The sequence below is a fragment of the Janthinobacterium silvisoli genome (assembly GCF_014200725.1).
GTDB lineage: Bacteria > Pseudomonadota > Gammaproteobacteria > Burkholderiales > Burkholderiaceae_D > Janthinobacterium.
On the sequence record NZ_JACHCL010000003.1, the window covers coordinates 254,210 to 270,878 of the forward strand.

Annotated in this window: 15 protein-coding genes; 4 read left to right on the top strand and 11 right to left on the bottom strand. The window is 58.1% G+C overall.

The window, feature by feature from the left end; genetic code table 11:
• Positions 1-11: 11 nt before the first annotated feature.
• Both HDE75_RS17595 and HDE75_RS17600 read right to left on the bottom strand, forming a co-directional pair.
• The gene (locus HDE75_RS17595) at positions 12-2,762 is read right to left on the bottom strand and encodes a TonB-dependent receptor (RefSeq protein ID WP_183678582.1); all 2,751 of its coding nucleotides are present in this window, start codon (positions 2,760-2,762) and stop codon (positions 12-14) included.
• Positions 2,763-2,966: 204 nt separating this feature from the next.
• Positions 2,967-5,627, bottom strand: a complete 2,661-nt coding sequence (locus HDE75_RS17600) for a TonB-dependent receptor (protein WP_183678584.1) — start codon at positions 5,625-5,627, stop codon at positions 2,967-2,969.
• Between the two features lie 387 nt (positions 5,628-6,014).
• Here HDE75_RS17600 and HDE75_RS17605 point away from each other — a divergent pair, with 387 nt between their 5' ends.
• On the top strand, positions 6,015-6,755 hold the full coding sequence (locus tag HDE75_RS17605) for a GntR family transcriptional regulator (protein WP_183678585.1): 741 nt from the start codon (positions 6,015-6,017) through the stop codon (positions 6,753-6,755).
• A 42-nt stretch (positions 6,756-6,797) separates the two neighbouring features.
• Entirely contained in the window at positions 6,798-7,343 is a 546-nt protein-coding gene (locus HDE75_RS17610; RefSeq protein WP_183678588.1) for a GNAT family N-acetyltransferase, read from the top strand.
• Positions 7,344-7,534: 191 nt separating this feature from the next.
• Here the strand turns inward: HDE75_RS17610 and HDE75_RS17615 are convergent, their stop codons facing one another.
• The 7 genes from HDE75_RS17615 to rpsP form a co-directional block, all read right to left on the bottom strand.
• Positions 7,535-7,870, bottom strand: a complete 336-nt coding sequence (locus HDE75_RS17615) for a DUF3579 domain-containing protein (protein ID WP_183678590.1) — start codon at positions 7,868-7,870, stop codon at positions 7,535-7,537.
• A gap of 321 nt (positions 7,871-8,191) precedes the next feature.
• A complete protein-coding gene (locus tag HDE75_RS17620) occupies positions 8,192-9,151 on the bottom strand; it encodes a CobD/CbiB family protein (protein WP_183678592.1) in 960 nt (319 codons plus the stop codon).
• A gap of 119 nt (positions 9,152-9,270) precedes the next feature.
• Entirely contained in the window at positions 9,271-9,930 is a 660-nt protein-coding gene (locus HDE75_RS17625) for a CoA pyrophosphatase (protein ID WP_183678594.1), read from the bottom strand.
• An 86-nt stretch (positions 9,931-10,016) separates the two neighbouring features.
• Complete coding sequence (rplS, locus tag HDE75_RS17630) at positions 10,017-10,400, bottom strand: 50S ribosomal protein L19 (protein ID WP_183678596.1); 384 nt, start codon at positions 10,398-10,400, stop codon at positions 10,017-10,019.
• A 130-nt stretch (positions 10,401-10,530) separates the two neighbouring features.
• Entirely contained in the window at positions 10,531-11,277 is a 747-nt protein-coding gene (trmD, locus tag HDE75_RS17635; protein ID WP_183678598.1) for a tRNA (guanosine(37)-N1)-methyltransferase TrmD, read from the bottom strand.
• Positions 11,278-11,330: 53 nt separating this feature from the next.
• On the bottom strand, positions 11,331-11,888 hold the full coding sequence (gene rimM, locus HDE75_RS17640) for a ribosome maturation factor RimM (protein WP_221291916.1): 558 nt from the start codon (positions 11,886-11,888) through the stop codon (positions 11,331-11,333).
• 15 nt (positions 11,889-11,903) lie between these two features.
• Positions 11,904-12,155: a 30S ribosomal protein S16 gene (gene rpsP, locus HDE75_RS17645; RefSeq protein ID WP_076567307.1), complete on the bottom strand. Its 252-nt coding sequence runs from the start codon at positions 12,153-12,155 to the stop codon at positions 11,904-11,906.
• Between the two features lie 299 nt (positions 12,156-12,454).
• On the opposite strand from rpsP, the gene HDE75_RS17650 reads away from it, so the two are divergent.
• Positions 12,455-12,889, top strand: a complete 435-nt coding sequence (locus HDE75_RS17650; RefSeq protein ID WP_260174167.1) for an NINE protein — start codon at positions 12,455-12,457, stop codon at positions 12,887-12,889.
• A gap of 106 nt (positions 12,890-12,995) precedes the next feature.
• Positions 12,996-13,628, top strand: a complete 633-nt coding sequence (locus tag HDE75_RS17655) for a glycine zipper 2TM domain-containing protein (protein ID WP_183678600.1) — start codon at positions 12,996-12,998, stop codon at positions 13,626-13,628.
• A 181-nt stretch (positions 13,629-13,809) separates the two neighbouring features.
• On the opposite strand, the gene HDE75_RS17660 is transcribed toward HDE75_RS17655, so the two are convergent.
• A complete protein-coding gene (locus HDE75_RS17660) occupies positions 13,810-15,600 on the bottom strand; it encodes an acyl-CoA dehydrogenase (protein WP_183678602.1) in 1,791 nt (596 codons plus the stop codon).
• Positions 15,601-15,704: 104 nt separating this feature from the next.
• Positions 15,705-16,637 carry an electron transfer flavoprotein subunit alpha/FixB family protein gene (locus HDE75_RS17665; RefSeq protein ID WP_183678604.1) on the bottom strand — a complete coding sequence of 311 codons (933 nt, stop codon included), beginning with the start codon at positions 16,635-16,637 and terminating at the stop codon, positions 15,705-15,707.
• Positions 16,638-16,669 lie beyond the last annotated feature (32 nt).

Genomic DNA, 16,669 nt, shown 5'->3' on the forward strand with positions numbered 1-16,669 from the left:
TCCAAAAAAACTTACAGTTTGGCGCGCAGGCCAAAATAATATTGACGGCCATTCGAATACAGCGCCGTCGGCTGGTCCTTGTTGGCGCCATAATACTTGAGCACCGGATTGTTCAGGTTCAGCACGTCAAAGGTCAGCGAGTACCGCTCGTCGATCTTGTAATTGATCGATGCGGCCAGGTTGCCCACGCCATTCACATACTGCGGTGAACTGCTGAACAGGCCGGCCAGGAAGCTGGAACGGTAGGTGTAAGCCAGGCGGGCGCTCAGGCGCGCATCTTCGTAATAGCCTTCCACGTTATAGGTGCCTTTCGAGCTGCCCACCACGGCCGCACCATCGGCCGCCTTGCCATTGGTATAGGTGTAATTGCTCACCACGCCGAAGCCGCCCCACAGACCTTGCTGGTAACTGAGTTCCACACCCTTGTTGGTGGCGCCGATATTGGTCGGCGACTGGATCACATAGGTGTTGAATTTCTTGAACGTATTATTGTAATAGGTCACGGGCGCCGTGCCGAAGGTCACATAGGACTTCATGTCCATATAAAACACGCCGGCAGACAACATGGCCTTGGGCGCGAAATACCATTCCAGGGTGGCGTCGTAATTGGTCGAGCGGATCGGTTTCAGATCAGGATTGCCACCCGTGCCTGTCAGCAACTGATCGTTCAGGTTGACCGCCCCCACCAGCGCGCTGTAATCGGCGCGCGCCATGGTTTTCGCTACTGCCGCGCGGGCCACCAAATCCTTGCTCAGGTCAAACTTGAAGTTTGCGCTGGGCAATACATCAGTGTAGCTGTGCTTGACGACGGTCGGCGTGTACGTGCCAAACAGGTTGTCCTGGCCAATCGGATTCGGGCCACCCGGCACATTCGTCACCGTCGTTTGCTGGGTGCGCACCAAGCGCACGCCCACATTGCCGCGCCATTTATTGCCCGACAAATTGGCCATCACATAGGCTGCACTGTCTTTTTCCTTCACGTCCAGTTCGGCTGGCCAGTTGCGCGAATTCGGTCCGCCGGTGGTGTCGTACTGATTGGCCCAGGCCACCAGGTCGGCAGGACTGAGCTGCCAGTAGCGGCCGTAGCCGCCACCGCCGAGGCCCTTGCCATAGTCGCCCGGATAAGTGGCGCCGCTCCATACCGGCAAGGGGGCGTTGGTGGTGCCGTCGCACAGGGCGCAACTGCGGTTTTCCGGCCACGACACATTGCGGTGATGTTCCGCATAACGGGCGCCGAATTTCAGCGATTCCAGCACGCCCATATCCATGCTCAGCTCGCCGTCAAGCTGGCCGTATTTTTCCGTGTCCAGGGTTTCCACGTGCGAGCCCCAGGCCGAGGCCGTGACGACATTGCTGAACTTGGAGACATCGAGGCCAGGGAAATTCATCTTGGCCGGCGACAGGCTGTTCAACTGATACGACACGCCGATGCCGCTCAGGCCCGCCTCGTAGCCCAGGTCGACCGGCGTTTCGCCGATACCGCGCGTGTAACCCAGGCTGCCCGTGATGCGCAGCCGGTCGCTGGCGCGGTAACTGCCATTGAAATCGATATAGGCGGTCGAGGAATTCGAGCCGGGACGGTAGATCTGATCCACCAGGCCCGGATACAGCTGCCCGTTATAGGGCGTGGTGCCGGCAAGCGGATATTGCGAAGCAGGAATCTCTGCCGCCACCAGGGTATTGTTCTTGACCGTGAATGCGCTGGGGATTACGCCCACATGCTTGCCGTCATTGTCCACCGCATTGAGGTTGGCTCCCGGCTGGTTATAAAAGCTGCGGTTGTAATTGGCCGCATCGAGCTTGGAATAAAAGCCATTCACGTCCAGCATCAGGTCGTTAGTCGGCTTGAACTGCAAGTCGATGCTGCCGCCTTGCCGCTTGCGCACCTGTTCGAACAGGGCCGAATTGATGCCCAGCGGGGCCAGCACGCCGGCCAGTTCAGGATACTTCTGCGCGGCCGGGCTGTTGGCATCGATGGCGCCATAACCAAAAAATTCCTGGCCGTCGCGGCGCTCGTGGCGTTTTTCAGAAAACACCTGGAACAGCACGCCCATGGTCTTAGCCTCGTTCTTCCAGTTGAACAGGGCATTCATTTGCGGATCGGTCTTGCCGGGCAAGTCCGCGTAAATCGCCTGCACCGCCAGTTCCGCCGTGAACGGATCTTTAAAACTCAGCGGCTTGCGCGTCTCGATATTGATGGAACCGGCCACGCCCCCTTCCACCAGGTCGGCCTGCGCGCTTTTCTGCACCGTCACGCGGCTGACGATTTCCGACGGCAGCAAGGCAAAGCTGACGCTGCGCCCCACCGTACCGACTTGATCCGTGACAAACCAGTCGCCCGTACCGACCGCATGGCCATTGATCAGGGTTTGCGTCAGGCTGGGACTGGTGCCGCGTATGCTGACCCGGTCATTTTCGGAAAAGCCGCCCTCGCCACCCGCCGACGATGAAATGTTGACGCCTGGCACGCGCTGCACGGCGTCCGCCACGTTCTTATCGGGCAGCTTGCCGATGTCTTCGGCGCTGACCACATCGATCACCGAATCGCTATTGCGCTTCTGGCTCAGCGATTGTTCCAGCGAAGCGCGGATGCCGGTTACCACCACGGCTTGCATAGAAGCATCAGTGGCGGCCGTGGCTGAATCAGCCTGCTGCGCCTGCGCCGCCAGGCTGAAAGACATCAGGGCGACGGCAGCGGCAACAGGACGCAAGCTCGTACGCAAAACGGAAGGGGAAGGGAAAACGGCATGCAAACGACTCATAAGCTCCTCGATTTATAGGTATACCGCCGGTGGCGGGGTGTTTTATATGAATACAGAAGGCAAACACTGCAGTACTACGACAGAACATCCGCCCGGTGGCAGGACGGCAAAAAAAAAGCAAGCTACCTGTAGCAGGAGCTTGCCTCAAGAAAGATCAGGAAAGAGGCCAGCCTGGCGCGCATGCATCAGACTGGCTGGTATTGCTTACAGCTTGCCGCGCACACCAAAATAGTAGGTGCGGCCATTGCTGTAGAACGCGCGTGGCTGATCGCGGTTCTCGGCATACATCTTGATGGTCGTGTTCGTCAAGTTCAGCGCATCGAACGTCAGAGTGAAATGTTCGTTGATCTTGTAGTTGATCGAACCGGCCAGGCCGCCACTGCCTTCAACGTGCTGGCTGGCGCCACGGTCCACGCCCGCCTTGTAGGACGAACGATAGTTGTAGGCCAGGCGTGCGCTCCATGCATTGGCTTCATAGAAGCCCGTCACGTTATACGTGTTGCGCGATGCATTGATCAACTCATCACCGTTGTCCAGCTTGCCGTCGGCATAGGTGTAGTTGGCCAGTACGCCGAAGTCGCCAAACAGCGGTTGCTGGTAGCTGAATTCCGCGCCCTTGTTCTTGCCGGTGGTGTTGAATGGCGACGTGATCAGGTACACGGCATTGGCATTACGCTTGCTGTTGAAATAGGTAGCGCTGACGGTGCCGTTCGACACGACCGATTTCAGGTCCATATAGAACAAGCCCACCGAGAAAGCCGATTTCGGCGCGAAGTACCACTCTGCGCTGACTTCAGCATTGTCGGACTTGACTGGATTGAGCTGGACGTTACCGCCGCTGCCGCTCAATGCATCATCGTTCAAGGAAACCGAACCACCGAGCGCGCTATAGTCAGGACGGGCAATGGTGCGGGCGATCGCTGCACGCACTACCAAGTCGTTGCGGACATCAAACTTGACGTTGGCGCTAGGCAGGTAGTCATTGTAGGTGCGCTCGAACAGGTGCTGCGAGTATGGACCCCAGTCTGAACCGACGATAGGGCCGCCAGCCTGGTTGACCAAGGTCGATTGCTTGGTCTGCACAGCTCGCAGGCCAAAGTTACCGCTCCAGTTATCGCCGGTCAGGTTAGCCATGGCGTAGACGGCCGAGGTTTTTTCCTGCAGCTTGAATTCGTCGGTCCAGTTGTGGCGACGTACATAGTCGAACAGACGGTTGCCTGGCGCCGCGCCCCATGCGCCCAATGCCGAGCCGTCATACTTGAAGTAGTTATTCGACAGGTTGCCACCCAGATTCTTGGCAAAGTCGCTCGGGTACATGGTGCCATTCCATACCGGACCAGGATTGGAAAAGCCCAGGTCGCCCGGACGGGTTTCAAACGGATGCTCTGCATCGCGCTTGTGGTCGGTAAAACGGCCACCGAACTTGACCGAATCCCAGATGCCGCTGGACAAACGCAGCTCTGCATCGACTTGGGCATATTTTTCTTTATCGACGGACTGCGATTCACCGCCACCGGCCCATGCTGTCGAACCTGGTTTATTGGTGGTGCCACCTGGATAGGAAACGGTCGCCGGGCTCATGCCATTCAACTGGTAAACCATGCCGCCATCGACGTTGTTTTGGTAGTACACATCGTCGCGGTCATAGCCTACGCCACGGGTCGAACCGATCTTGCCGGTCAGCGTCAGATCCTTGGTAGCGCGGTATTTGAAGTTAAAGTCGATATATTGCGATTTACCGCCCGCATTAGGACGGTAGATATTGTCGACCTCGCCCGCGTTTTGGGTAAAGGAGCCGCCTATCAGGGTGCCGTTCCTGACCGTGTAGTTGCTCGGCACCAGATTGGCGGTGTTGACCGAGTTGGCAGGTGCTGCCAGCCAGTTGGTGTTTTGATGCGGCGCCTTCAATTCCGAGTAGAAGCCGTTCAAATCCAGGGTCAGGTCCTTGGTCGGACGGAATTCGATATCGAATGCACCGCCTTCACGTTTTTTCTTTTGCTCGAACAGGCTGGCACCGATAAAGGTCGGTACTTTCACGCCGGCCAGTTCAGGATGGGCCACGGCGGCAGCACTGGTAGCGGAAATAGGGGTGTAACCCAGGATCTCCTGGCCATCGCGGCGCACCGTCGATTTTTGCGAGAAGCCCTGCACCATGATACCGAAGGTATTGTCGTCATTTTTCCAGTTCACCAGACCCGAGAATTGCGGATCGGTCTTGCCTGCCAGGTCGTTATAGAAACCCTGGATCGAACCTTCGGCCGTGATCTTGTTCTTGAATTCCAGTGGACGGCGGGTAATCACGTCGATTGTGCCCGAGACGCCGCCTTCAGGCAGGTCGGCCGTGGCGCTCTTGTGTACGACAACGGAGCTCACCAGTTCCGATGGCAGCAAGGAGAAGCTGCTGCTGCGGCCAACGTTGCCGCCGAATTGGTTCAACACAAACCAGTCGCCGGTGCTGATGGCATGGCCATTGAACAGCGTTTGCTGGAAACTTGGGCTGGTGCCGCGCAAGCTGACGCGGTCGTTTTCGCCGAAGCCGCCTTCACCACCGGCCGACGATTGGGTATTCACACCAGGCAAGCGCTGGATCGCGTCAGCCACGTTACGGTCTGGCATTTTGCCGATATCTTCGGCTGTCACCACTTCCACCACGGAATCCGCATTGCGTTTTTGCTTCAGCGATTTTTCCAGCGATGCGCGCACGCCGGTCACGGTCACGGTAGTCAAATCTTCTGCCGGTGCTTCTTGCGCCTGCGCCGAAAAAGCCAGACCAGCGACCATCACGGCAACAGCCATGGCGATCGGCGTACGGCTACGCGACCCGGATTTCACAACGACAGCAGCAGGTGTCAAATTGCTTTTCATGTACTCCCCCTTGATTTTGGTTCCAGAATGGAACCTTTTCATTTTTAACGTAGATCTTCTTGACAGTCGGCTCACAGCTGGCAGCCCCTGTAGATCCTTCTTTCAACCACTTACAAAACCAATTCAACTCCAATATACTACTAACCAATACCACAGCACTACCAGTTGAAACATTTTTTTCATAACGTTGTTTGAAACACACAGACCACTTTGTCTCTAATCTGTGCTTCACTCTGGGAACAGCGATATATACCAGCGATGATTTTCACGCAATTGCTGCCTTGACCATGAAAATTGGTTTTATAACGGCCTTTTTTGGTATTATCCAGCGACGAAAAACACATGCAGAGCGCGTCCATAACGCGCCATAACGGAGACGCCCACCGTATGACTACCCTGGCTCAAATCATGCAAGGCCTGGGGCAGACCAGCAGCCTGCCCCTGTACCAGCAATTGCAGCGCGCACTGCGCGAAGCGATCGACAAACGCATCCTCGGCCCGGACGAAGCACTGCCTGCCGAACGCCAGCTGGCGATGGACCTGGCCGTGTCGCGCATCACCGTACGAAAGGCCATCGATGGCCTGGTCAATGAAGGCTTGCTGGTGCGGCGTCCCGGCTCCGGCAATTTCATCAATACCCGCATCGAGAAAAACTTCGCCAAGCTGACCTCGTTTTCCGAAGACATGCGCGCCCGCGGCCGTACGCCGCGCAGCGTCTGGCTCAAACGGTCGGAAGGCACGGTCACGCCGGAAGAAGCGCTGCGGCTGCGGCTCTCGCCCGGCGCGCCCGTGTACCGCTTTCACCGCATCCGCTATGCGGACGACGTGCCGATGTGCCTGGAATACGCCACCATCGTGGCCAGCTGCCTGCCGGCACTGGAAGCCGTGGATATTTCCATGTACGACGCGCTGGAACAGGCAGGCAACCGCCCCGTGCGGGCCTTGCAGCGCTTGAGTGCGCTATTGCTGACGGGCGAGCAGGCAACCCTGCTGCAAGCCGAGGAAGGCGACGCCGGCTTGTCGGTGGAACGCCTGGGTTTCTTGCGCGATGGCCGCGCCGTGGAATTTTGCCGCTCCTACTTTCGGGGAGACATGTATGACTTTGTGGCAGAATTAAGTACGAGTTAAGTACCAAGTACCAATCAATGCCAGCCGCTACAGGAGATATGCATGCCAGCTCCCTCCCTGCCACCCTGCAACCATCCACTGGTCGAGATCCGGCCCCTGCTGGCGGCCGACATACCACACTGGTATGCGTATCTGCGCGAGGCGGAAGTGATCCGCCACACCAGCTGGCAGCTGCGCGACATCCATGATCTCTATGCGCTGTTCAACAGCTACCAGATCGAGGGACCGGAAACGCCGCTGCGTTTTGCGATTGCAGAACGTTGTGCAGACGGCAGCACGGGCCGCCTGATCGGCACCGTAGGATTCAACCAGCGCTCGGTGCAGCACCGCCAGGCGGAAATCGCCTATGACCTGGCGCCAGCATGGTGGGGACGCGGCATCGCCACGGCCATCTGTCTGGCTGCTTGCGAGTGGGCATTACAATCGCAGCGCTGCCTGCGCGTGCAGGCTTGCGTACTCGACACCAATGCAGCATCGATACGCGTGCTGGAAAAAGCGGGATTCGAACGGGAAGGCTGGCTACGTTCCTACCGCGTGGTGCGGGGTCTGCCGGGGAATTTTTTCATGTATGCCCGCGTAGCGGCATAAAGTCAGATTTCCATGCCCTCCATCTACCACAATGACCTGGACAGATAGTAGATGCATGTTTCCCGTTAAACGAGTTGCAACTCCAGCATTTTCAGGCGAGGGGATTTGATTGAGTGCGCGTTGGCAGTGTGTGCGGACCAACACCACCCTTGCCCACGGACGCGGGCTGGCGGCATTGTCAGAATGAGTGCTTACTTCTCGTCAGGATGCGGCAGGAAACAGGCTTCGACGATTTGCAGGTCGTTATCCTTGGCGAACTCGCGCACGAAGTGAAACGCCATCGGTTCGATTTCACGCAGCTTGGTATTGACCACCACCGATTTCACGCCATTGACCAGGGTCGGGCGTACATAAGGCGAATATTGCAGGTGCGCATTGCGCCCGCCACCTTCGGGATTGAAGCAGGACATCACACCGCACAGGCGCTCGGCCCAGTCGCTGGGGCGAAATTGCTTGCCATTGCTGGTGAGACCTAGGATAAAGAACTCGTCAGAGAGTTCTCCGTTGTTTTGAGATAACTCGGCCATGTGGCTTGTCGGGACTGGATTGCGTGAATGGCCCCGGCAGCGAAGCCGGGCTGGTATTTCAATTGCTGTATTTCAGTTGCGGCATTTAAATTACATCAACTACGCTTGCTACGTCTGCAACTACCTTGTGCTGTACTTGCATCGCTCAGCCAGTATTATATCTTATAGAAGACCTGGGTTCTAGCCCGATCTGAAGTGCAGATGTAAGCAGATATGAACGCACATAAAAGACAGGGGCTGGTGCGCACTGCGCACCAGCCCCTCATTTTACCTCTGTTCACCCTGCAATGCGCATGAAACGGCGCTGCACGGCGAATGTCGTCAACCGAGCCAGACAGCGCCTGACATCAGCAGCAGTAACAGCATCCACAGCAGCAAGGCGCGCCAGACCAGGCCAACCGTGCTCTGCAATGCTCGCGCACCAGGTTCTTCGCCAGGCAGGATGTCGCTTTCGCTATCGCTGTCATCGACCGCCATGTCCGGCGTGACCAGTACGCGGGCCGCCGTTTCCGCAGGCGTACCCAGGCGCACGCCCATGGCGCCGCCGCCTGCCGTCAGGATGATGCCGATCGCCTCATTCTGCCAGCGGTGGGCAAAATTGCGCCAGGCGTAGATCGCATCTTCAAAATTGCCGACCACCGCAAAGGCCACGGCCGTCAGGCGCACGGGGATCCAGTCGATCCAGTAAAAAGCGCGTTCGGCAAACTGGCCAAATGCCTCATTGCGCATGTGTTCCGGCTCATTCCAGGCACGCGCCAGGTATTCTGCCACGCGGTACATCACGGCGCCGGCCGGACCGATCGGCATCAAAAACCAGAAGAAGACGCCAAACACATTGCGATGGGTGGTGATCAAAGCTTTTTCAACGGCGATGCGCGAAATTTCACTCACTTCCATGCCCACCGTATCTTGCTTGGTCCACTCGGCCAGCAAGGTGCGCGCGGCAGCCTCGTCGCCTGCGCTCAGGGCCAGCTGGATCGACGTGAAATAATGGCTGTAGTGCCGGAAACCCAGCGTCAGGTAGACGATCAGGATATTCCAGGCGAAGGCCACGAAGGTCAGCTTGTAGTACGACAAGACCCAATAGATGGCGGCCGTCGGCACCATCAGCATGGCCAGCATCAAAAACCAGCCCATGCGGCCATGGCTGGCGTGGCCGGCATTGAACCAGGTCTCCATGCGCATCGCCAGGCTCTTGATCTCGGCGTAGATCGGATTATCCGCGCGCAAAGGTTTGAGCTGCTCGATCAGCAATGCGCAAAGTATGGAGAGAAATGTCATCAAACGTCCTTTTGTCTTTTTCAGCAATACCGCAATGCCCGCTACGATAGCGCAGTGCCGTGCTGGAATCAAACTTATTACGTGCAGCACGGATTTTCAGCGCAATTTTTTAATCGCGCTCAAGCCCGCAACAGGTGAAACAGGTTGCGCAGCATGCCTGCCGTGGCGCCCCAGATAAAAAACCGCTCATACGGCATGGCATAAAACGAACGGCGCCCGCCCGCCAATTCCACCGACAAACGCTGATGATGCGCCCCATCCATCAGGAAGGCCAGCGGCACCTCGAAGATTTCCGCCACCTCGGACGGATCGGCACGCAAGCTGAACGGCGGCGTGACCAGGCCTACCACCGGCGTGACCCGGTAACCGGTACCGGTCATGTAATCGGGCAGGCAGCCCAGTACTTCGATATGCTCGCGCGCCAGACCCACTTCTTCTTCCGTTTCGCGCAGGGCGGTGGCCACTGGGTTCACATCGTAGAGTTCACTACGGCCACCGGGAAAGCTGATCTGGCCCGCATGGCTGCTCAAATGATCGGTGCGCATGGTCAGCAGCACGCTCAAGCCGTGCGGGCGCTGCACTAGTGGAATCAGCACGGCGGCCAGGACCGGCTCAGCGCGTGGAGAAAACGCCGCCTCGGGCAGCTCTGCCTGCCAGGCAGGTGGTGTGGCCAGGCGCTCACGCAGCCAGTCCGGCGCCATGCGCGCCACATCGAGCGCCGCTTCGCCAGCGATCGCATCGATGGCCAATTGTTGTGGATCAAATGCAAGTGTCGTCATACAGTCCCTCCTGGGCATCCATTCTGCGCCGAAATAAAAAAAGGGGTACCGATGGTACCCCCTTTTTTTACAACGCAGACGCTGAATTACGCGCTTGCTTTCGCCGCAACGCGACGATTTGGCAGTTTTTCTTTGATACGAGCCGATTTGCCCGAACGCTCACGCAGGTAGTACAGCTTGGCGCGGCGAACATCACCACGGCGTTTCACTTCGATCGAAGCGATCAGCGGCGAGTACAGTTGGAACGTACGCTCAACGCCTTCGCCCGACGAGATCTTACGAACGATGAAGTTCGAGTTCAGGCCGCGGTTACGACGCGAGATAACGACGCCTTCGTATGCCTGGGCGCGCTTGCGGGTGCCTTCGACTACGTTGACGTTGACGATAACGGTATCGCCAGGTGCGAATTCAGGAATGGTTTTACCCAGACGAGCAATTTCTTCCTGCTCTAATTGTTGAATCAAGTCCATTTTATAACTCCGAAAACCATCATGCCGGCGCACTGTGGATAGCGCACTATCCGCCCGGTAGAGGATGGGTACTACACATTTGGGCAACATGCCCGCACTACAACCACCCCGCTTGCCTTCCGAAGAAAACTTACAGGCTGGCCAAAAATTGTTCGTCGGCCTTGCTCAGCAAGCCGCCGCTGCGCGCAGCAACCAGCAGGTCGGGGCGCTTTTTCGCGGTCGCTTCCAGCATGCGCTGGCGGCGCCATTTGCCTATCTCGGCATGGTTGCCACCCATTAAGACGGAGGGCACAGCCACGCCTTCATACGTTTCCGGCCGCGTGTAATGGGGCGAATCGAGCAAGCCATTGACAAAGCTGTCTTCGATCGCCGACGCCTCGGTATTCAAGACACCGGGCAACAAGCGGATCACCGCATCCATCAAGGCCATGGCAGGCAATTCGCCGCCCGACAACACGAAGTCGCCGACGCTGATTTCCTCATCGACACAACGGTCGAGCAAACGCTGATCGACCGCTTCATAACGGCCACACAGTATCACCAGGCCAGGCTCGGCTTTTAGCTGCGTCACACGTTCATGCGTCAGCGAACGGCCTTGCGGCGACATGAACACCACGCGCGGCGCAGCCAGGCCAAGTTCCGTCTGGCGTTGCTTGGCGGCATTGATCGTCGCTTCGAGCGGGCGGGCCATCATCACCATGCCGGGGCCGCCGCCATACGGGCGATCATCCACGGTACGGTGATTGTCGGTCGTGAAGTCACGAGGATTCCACAGGGACAAGCCACATTTCTTTTGCTCGAAGGCACGCCGGGTAACACCCGACTGCGTCAGCGCGGCAAACATTTCCGGGAACAGGGTGACGACATCAAACTGCATCGCTCACTCCCATCCCAAAAAACATTGCTCGGCGCAAAGTTAGCGCAATCGGCTTAATAATCGAGACCCCAGTCGACCGTGATCTTCTTGGCGGCCTTGTCAACGTTAATGACAAACTGGCCGACAAACGGGATCAGGCGCTCAGGCGCCTTCTCGGCAGTGTCATCGGGGTTCCCGACCGGAGCGATACGCAATATCGATTGCGGACCATTGCTCATCATGTCGCTCACTACACCGAGGCACTCGCCTTGTAAATTCTCAACTGTCAGTCCGATCAGATCGGACCAATAAAACTCATCGGCATCCAGCGTAGGGAAATGGCTACGCGGAATTTTTACAGCCACGCCTTTCAGCGCTTCTGCGGCATCCCGCCCTACCACACCCACCAGCTGGGCCACGACGTCGCCGCCGTGCAACTTCGCCTGCCTGACATTGACGTCATGCAAGGTCGGTTTATCAAGCCACCAGGTTTTAACGCTTAATAATGCATCCGCGTCGTCGGAGAAAGGAGTGATCCTGACCCCGCCAGCAATGCCATAGGCACCGGAGACATAGCCTACCTGTACCAGGTCATCGGGGACTTTCACCCCGGATGCAGTCTTGACCGTCAAACCAGTGATCTGAAATTAAGCTGCTGCTTTGCCGTTGCTGGCAACCAGACGAGCAACGGTTGGCGACAATTGTGCGCCAACGCCTTGCCAGTAGGCCAGACGGTCTGCGGTGATACGCAGTGGAACTTCGCCACCTTGCGCCATCGGGTTGTAAAAACCGATACGCTCAATGAAGCGACCATCGCGGCGATTGCGCGAATCAGTAGCGACGATGTTGAAGAACGGGCGCTTCTTGGCGCCTCCACGAGCTAAACGAATAACGACCATAATATTTCCAAAAAGTGTGCTGAGGCGGAAAAAGCCGCAAATTATAGCGCGCTTTACCGCCAGGCAGCAAGCGTTATGATGACGGGCGTGTAATTTGGGCTAATCAAACATTATGACCAGACATCGCCAAAGACGCAATACCCGTCTGCGTTTATCAGGCTTGCACGGCCATAAACCGTGCATTTTATCCATATTTCGCATGCTGTTTAATACTATTTACGCTACATAAAAATGCTATGCCTCACGCAGTCTATGCACCATACTGATAATCTTTACCGATAAGCAATCTTGGAGTTCTCATGAGCAGTACAACCATGACGCAATCCGTACACAAGAACAAGGCTTTCACGACCCTGCTGGCGTTTCTGGTCGGCACTCTTGGCCTGCACCGCTTCTATTTACATGGCGGCAAGGATCGCTGGGGCTGGCTGCATCTGGCCGCCCTGCCCGCCAGCCTGGCCTTGCGGCTGATTTTTCCGGATGCCGACTGGTTTTATCAGATCCTGCCCCTGATTACCTCTGCGCTAATCGGCTTCCTGGAAGCACTGGTGCTGGGCCTGATGTCCGATGAAAAATGGGATGCCCAGTACAACGCCATATCAGGCCAGCACTCCGATACGGGCTGGCCTCTGGCCGTGGCGCTGGTCGCTACCCTGATGCTAGGCGCAGGCGTGCTGATCGCCACCATGGCGCGCCTGTTCGATTTACTCTACACGGGTGGCGCCTACGGTTGATTTTTACCGCCACACCGCACGCACAGCGGTGTTGGCAAGCAATTATGCTTTTCCTCTATACTGATTTCAAGACCAGCCTTGCTGGTGTTTCTTAATGGAGAAGATCATGATTCGTCGCCCCTTAATTTTAGTAGCCGCCATCGCCACCCTGTTCAGTGGCCTGGCCACTGCGCAAAACCTGTCACCCAAGGCGCAATATACCTACGATACCAAGCAGGCCAATACGCGCTATGCAGATGACAAAAAGTTGTGCGCCGAAGAGACCACCTCGAAAACGCGCTTGCAATGCCTGCGCGACGCCAAGAGCGAATACGACCAGGCCATCATCAACGCCAAGGCTGCGCAAAAAGCGGCGCTGGCCGGCGGCTCGACGCAATATCAGCCACCACAAGCCCAACACCAGATCTGCGCCGATTGCGGCAAGGTGCTGGCAGTCAATGTGAGCGAAAAAGCAGGTGAAGGCGGCGCGCTGGGCCTGATAGGCGGCGGCGTGGCCGGCGCCCTGCTGGGACGTCAGGTCGGTGGCGGCACCGGCCGCGACCTGGCCACCCTGGCTGGCGCAGCGGGCGGCGCTTATGCTGGCAAGCAAGTCGAAGGCCACTACAAAAACGCCAAGGTGTGGACCGTCACCGTGCAATATGAAACCGGCGCCAAGGCTGATTTCAATTTTGACCAGGACCCTGGACTGGCAGCTGGTGACTTGGTGCGCAACTCAGGCAACGGAATTGCCCGTCGATAAAAATCAGCACAGCAACAACAGGCCCGAGTCCTGAACCAAGGCACTCGGGCCTAGCGGGGAGGGCAAGGCGCAGCGACGCAGACAGTACGCATGTACGGCAAGGAAGCTGCAACGCCGCCATCGGCATTTTCTCAGGCCCGCGCCTCGGGCCCGCTGGTTTAAGATTTAAGATTTAAAACCCTTAAAACTGCTCTTCATCCAGCGCCATCACGCCGGCACTGCCCTCAATAATAGTGGCCCGCAAGCCCGGTGCCTGCGACAGAATATGGTCGGCAAAGAAACGCGCCGTGCCTATCTTGGCCTTGTAGAACGCGGCGTCACCACTACCCTCGCCCAGCTTTTGCTGCGCCACGATGGCCGCGCGCGCCATTTGCCAGCCGCCCAGCACGATGCCCGCCAATTTCAGATACGGCACGCTGCCGGCAAACACCGCCTTGATATCGGTCTTGACGTTCGCCAGCACATACTCGACGACAGCTTCCAGTGCGGCGCTGCCTTCGGCCAGATGGCGCTGCATGGCCTGGAAGTCGGCGCCCGTCAGTTCGCCCAGTTGGGCTTCCGTGGCGCGCACCTGGGCGATGATGGCCTTGGCTACCGCACCGCCATCACGCACCGTCTTGCGGCCGACCAGGTCATTGGCCTGGATGGCCGTCGTGCCTTCGTAGATGGTGAGGATCTTGGCATCGCGGTAATGCTGGGCGGCGCCTGTTTCTTCGATAAAACCCATGCCGCCATGTACTTGCACGCCGTCGCGGGCCACGTCTTGCGACATTTCCGTCGACCAGCCTTTGATAATCGGCACCAGGTATTCATAGGTGGCCAGGCTTTCCGCACGCACATCCGCGTCCGGATGGTGATGGGCAACGTCGCTGATGGCCGCGCCCACATAGGCCAGCGCGCGCGCCGCCTCGGTTTGCGAGCGCATGGACATCAACAAACGGCGCACGTCCGGGTGGTGAATGATGGAAACCGGACCGGGCGAGCCGGCCAGGTCGCGCGATTGCACGCGGTCCTTGGCGAAAGTGACCGCTTGCTGATATGCGCACTCAGCCAGGCCGATGCCTTGCAGGCCGACGCCAAAGCGGGCTGCATTCATCATGATGAACATGTATTCCAGGCCACGGTTTTCTTCGCCCACCAGGGTGCCGATGGCGCCGCCGTGGTCGCCGAATTGCAAGACCGCCGTCGGGCTGGCCTTGATGCCCAGCTTGTGTTCGATCGAGACGCAGTGCGCATCGTTACGCGCGCCCAGGCTGCCATCCGCATTGACGAGGAATTTTGGCACGATGAACAGGGAAATGCCTTTCACGCCAGCCGGGGCGTCCGGCGTGCGGGCCAGCACCAGGTGGACGATATTCTCGGCCATGTCGTGCTCGCCATAGGTAATGAAAATCTTGGTGCCGAACACTTTATACGTGCCATCTTCCTGCGGCACGGCGCGCGTGCGCACGGCGGCCAGATCGGAACCCGCTTGCGGCTCCGTCAAGTTCATGGTGCCCGTCCACTTGCCCGACACCAGGTTTTCCAGGTAAGTGGTTTTTTGTGCATCGCTGCCCGCCGTCAGCAACGCTTCGATGGCGCCATCCGACAGCAGGGCCACCAGCGCAAACGAGATGCTGGCCGAGTTGAGCATTTCGATGCAGGGCGTGGCCAACAGTTTGGGCAAGCCCTGGCCACCGAACTCGGTCGGGTGCTGCACGCCCTGCCAGCCCGCTTCGCCGTACGCCTTGAAAGCTTCTTTAAAACCTTTCGAGGTCGTCACTTCACCGTCGTGCCAGAAGCTCGGCTCCTTGTCGCTGGGGCCATTCAAGGGAGCGACCACGCCGCCGCAGAATTTGGCGTTTTCTTCCAGCACGGCCTCGGCCGTGTCCGGTGTCGCGTCTTCGCAGCCAGGTAGCGTATGGATTTCGGCCAGGCCGGCCAGTTCGTTCATGACGAACAACATATCTTTCAGCGGGGCTTGATAGCTCATCTTATTTCCTCCAAGAAAAAAGCCACGCGCGGCTCGCCGTGGAGGGCGGGCCGGCGTGGCTTTGTAATAAACAAAACCCGAAGTGACTTAAATTAACCCTGCTCTTAGCCCAATTCTTTGACCAGTTGCGGCACGATCTCGAACAGATCGCCCACGATGCCGTAGTCCGCCACGGCAAAGATCGGCGCTTCCGGATCTTTATTGATCGCCACGATGGTTTTCGAATCTTTCATCCCGGCCAGATGCTGGATCGCGCCCGAGATACCGACGGCGATGTACAGCGATGGCGCAACGATCTTGCCGGTCTGGCCTACTTGCCAGTCATTCGGCACGAAGCCGGCATCGACCGCAGCGCGCGAAGCACCCATGGCGGCGCCCAGCTTGTCGGCCAGCGGTTCGAGGATCTGGAAGTTTTCAGCCGAACCCAGGCCACGGCCACCGGACACGATGATTTTCGCGGCGGTCAGCTCAGGACGGTCGGACTTGGCTACTTCGCGGCCCACGAAAGCCGATTTGCCGATATCGGCCACGGCAGCGATGGTCTCGGTGGCAGCCGAACCGCCGGTGGCGGCAGCCGCGTCGAAACCGGTGGTACGCACGGTGATGACCTTGATCTTGTCGCCCGATTGCACGGTAGCAATTGCGTTACCGGCGTAAATAGGACGCTCGAAGGTATCCGGGCTATCGACCTTGGTGATTTCCGAGATTTGCGCTACGTCCAGCTTGGCGGCCACGCGTGGCAAGATGTTTTTGCCGTAAGCTGTGGCTGGCGCCAGGATGTGGCTATAGTTGCCGGCAATCGCCAGCACTTGTTCGGCCACGTTTTCAGCCAGGCCGTCAGCGAAGTGCGGCGCGTCGGCCACGATGACTTTGGCAACGCCGGCGATTTGCGCAGCGGCTGCAGCGGCAGCAGAAGCGTTCGAGCCAGCGACGAGTACGTGCACGTCGCCGCCGCACTGGGCAGCCGCGGTCACGGTGTTGAGGGTGCTGCCTTTTAAGCTAGCGTTGTCGTGTTCAGCAATAACTAATGCGACCATGATATGTCCTGTAAATATTCTGGATAGACGGC